The sequence below is a fragment of the Desulfobacula sp. genome (assembly GCF_021107415.1).
In genome coordinates, this window is sequence record NZ_JAIOSW010000347.1 from 1 (window position 1) to 3,489 (window position 3,489).

At 37.6% G+C, this 3,489-nt stretch carries 1 protein-coding gene; it reads left to right on the top strand.

Annotation, left to right across the window (positions count from 1 at the left end; genetic code table 11):
- Window positions 1-915 precede the first annotated feature (915 nt).
- Window positions 916-2,889 (top strand): SUMF1/EgtB/PvdO family nonheme iron enzyme, encoded by a 1,974-nt coding sequence (locus K8S13_RS17650; RefSeq protein WP_291464563.1) that lies wholly within the window; start codon window positions 916-918, stop codon window positions 2,887-2,889.
- Window positions 2,890-3,489 lie beyond the last annotated feature (600 nt).

The window sequence follows — 3,489 nt, forward strand, 5'->3', positions numbered from 1 at the left end:
AGAAGAAGGCGTTTTCTCACAGGAACAGCCCGTTTGCATTTAGGACAGTAAAGCTCGGTTGCATCAAACTCTTTAAACATGTCCGGTCGTTTTTCCTGCCCGGCAAAAACGCTGTTTTGTTTTGTAAAATTTTCTGGATACATTATAATACCTGTCCCGATGAAAAATCTCTAAAATTTTTAAACCATAAATTCTATTTGCTTACCCGGCTTTTGTCAAGAAATTACTGTTCAGAAATTACTGTTCAACAATTCTTGGTGAATTTCTTTTTTTAATGAAAAGAGCTTAAGCAATCAAAAAATAACTGGAATTATAAGATTAAGATTGAAAATCTAATAACCCGGGGGACGGAGTTCAAAAAAAATATGATGGGAAAATGAGAATTCTGATGGCGTAGTGTAGCTGATTCCAGTAGACTTTACGGAAAGTGAACTTACATGGTGCCTGAATGGCTGTTCATAATTGTGTGGACTGAGGTATTGCATTTACGTTAAATATAGTTTTCAGGTTATTTAATTAACGTTTTTCCTGCAGTTTTAATTGCAAGGCATCAATAGAAGGGTACTGGAAAAATATCATGGCAAAGGCGCTTTGGCAGCAATCAAGTAATGTCTCGAAAGTCTGCATACGTATTTGATGGCATCGTTAAGAGTTTAAATCTGCCGCGATATGGTGGATCAGAGGTTCGACATACTACTTGAGTTTGTCACGAAAAAGAAGAAACCGCGGCGTGTGGCAGTGTATTTATGTGGGCCATGAAAGCAAAACAAGATGAATCAACATTTTACCGGAGTAGGTTTTATGAAGCGTACGCATGTAAAAGAATCCCGCGACTTGACCAGCCTCTGATCCTTTGGCTCTTGATCATTAGACATTCGAATTATATGTTTGATATAAACTGGGAGGTACATAAAAATGCCGGATCCCAAGCCTGTAACCATAATTAGTGATCTGCCCGAAATAGAAAAAGATAAAGTTGTTTTCGGATTTGAAGCATATGCCAAAACCATCGCCGGTCTTGCTGCGAATAAAGAAAACGGGACACCTCTTGTAATCGGAATATACGGGTCGTGGGGCTCAGGTAAAACCACTTTAATGAAAACTGTAAAAACATACCTCGATCACAGCGATTTTAAAGATGAGGTATTTTACCGAAAATGCAAAACAGTATGGTTTCAAGCCTGGAAATACAGTGATGAAGACGCGATCCTCGCAGCATTGATCGAGGAAATATTCAAAACAATGAAGCGGGATGGTTTTTTTGAAGCAAGTAAAGCAAAAATTGAGGGGATCGTAAAAGGATTTAAGGGCTCAAAAATTATCGGCGAACTGACAAAGTTAATCGGTCTTGATATTTCTGAATTTTTTGGCGAACTTAAATTTAGGGAAAAGCTTGGGTTTTATGATACATTCCAAGACTTTTTCGACAGGCTCCTTTGGGATTACCTTAATTGGCGTCCAAAAACTAAAGTCAATGAAAATACGGATGATAAAAATGGCGCTTTAGTTATTTTTATTGATGATCTGGACAGGTGTCCAAAAGATAAAATCGTAAAAGTACTTGAAACCGTCAAGCTCTTCATGGACAAGCAAGGTTGTATATTCATTATTGGTGCTGCAAATGAAATTATTGAAAAAGCTCTGGCAGAATCATATGGCGAAGCTGACGCGGGCAGGTTTATGGACAAAATAGTACAGGTTACTTTTAAGTTGCCCAAAATAGATGAAAATGATTTTAAAGCATTTATTGAACTAAAAAGTCCTCAGATAAATAAAGAAATTGAACCACATCTGCCGCTAATCATACCTGCTGTACAATACAACCCGCGTCAGTTAAAAAGATTCCTGAACAATCTCAACCTGCAGGATGGAATCATTAAAAACAAAGGTATGGTAAATATAGAATTCAGCTCATTATTATACATAAGCATTCTTGAATACGTGTATCCGTCACTGTTCAATGAAATTAAGGATAACCCGAGTATTTTGTTTACCTTAAAAAAATATATTACAGATATTGAATCAAAGACAGATAAATCTTTAAGGGAAATGACTGATGAAGATTTGAAACAAGTGCCCAGATCTTTGCATTCATATATAAAAATTCGAGAACTCACCGAGATTGTAAAAAATTTTAAAGGCAGCCCGGATGATGTTAACCAGCTTATAACCTTAAGTGAAATTGTTGAGACTATTGATGAGGCAACATTAGAAAAAAGTGATAAATCGGTGGGGAAATTGGATGATATGATAGAAATACCTTCCGGTAAGTTTCTATATGGTGATAAACAGGAACCCCACAAGGTAGAGCAGACATTTTTAATCGATGTTTATCCTGTTACAAATGATCAATACAGGCGGTTTTTCAAAGAAGGTGGATATTCAACTGATGAATACTGGAGAAAAGACGGTCTTGCCTGGAAAAAGAAAAACAATATTATACAACCAGAATTTTGGGACGATGAAGTGTGGACAAAGACGAATCACCCTGTTGTTGGTGTGAGTTATTACGAAGCAGAGGCATATGCAAAATGGGCAGGAAAAAGACTTCCGACTGAAATCGAATGGGAGAGTGCTGCACGAGGAACAGATGGACGTGAGTACCCGTGGGGTAATGAATTTGATAAAGAAAAATGCAATACTAGTGAATCAGGTATTGGGAAAACCACACGAGTTTTAAGGTATCCGAATGGAATTAGCCTCGCGGGCTGTTATGACATGGCAGGCAATGTATGGGAATGGACTTCGAGTGATTATGATAAAAATATAAAAGTGCTGCGGGGCGGTTGCTGGTTCGCCGATCAGGATGTCGCGCGCTGTGCATTCCGCTTCAGGTACGATCCGAGCTATCGGTACGACGATGTTGGATTTCGTTGCGTCAGGACTTAAATTACCCTTTGCCGCCGGAGGCGGCCGGGAATTTAATAAATTTGTTTTGAAAAACAGGTTAAGGCGGATTATCGGGTGCATTCATGTTGTTACAGGCAGCTATTTTTTATTGTGAGATTTCCAGGTTTTTTAACCTCATCGCGCATGACTACCATAACTACGCCTCACTCTTAGAAATTTACAAGCCCTTTATTTGCCGCCTTTTACTTTTCCATCAAAGGGGATAGAAGGGTGCAGGGGCGTTATGTTCAAGGTATAGTTATGAAGTGAGTCTTAGATATACTTTTTGGACTTTGTAAATATATTTCCTGCCAGTTAATGAAAAAATGTCGACCTGAAGAAAAATGCTTTTTTTTGAATCCAAAATAAATATTGACACAACTATCGGTTTTTTGTTAGTACTATTCCTCTGAGAATAAAGTTAAATATTCCTATAAATATTTTAAAAATAAGGGTCTGGAAAAAATGCACAAAATAAAAAAGGAGTATGGTGATACAGGTACGATAGATGGTACCAAATATGGTTTGAGTGTGGGCTATTTTGGTAATATAAAACTTGGTGCACTCGGACATGCTAAACTTGGAATGAAAAATAGTGAT

Bases quoted from the DNA above. Each gene is read 5' to 3' on its own strand.
- K8S13_RS17650 (WP_291464563.1), top strand. From the start codon at position 916: ATGCCGGATCCCAAGCCTGTAACCATAATTAGTGATCTGCCCGAAATA.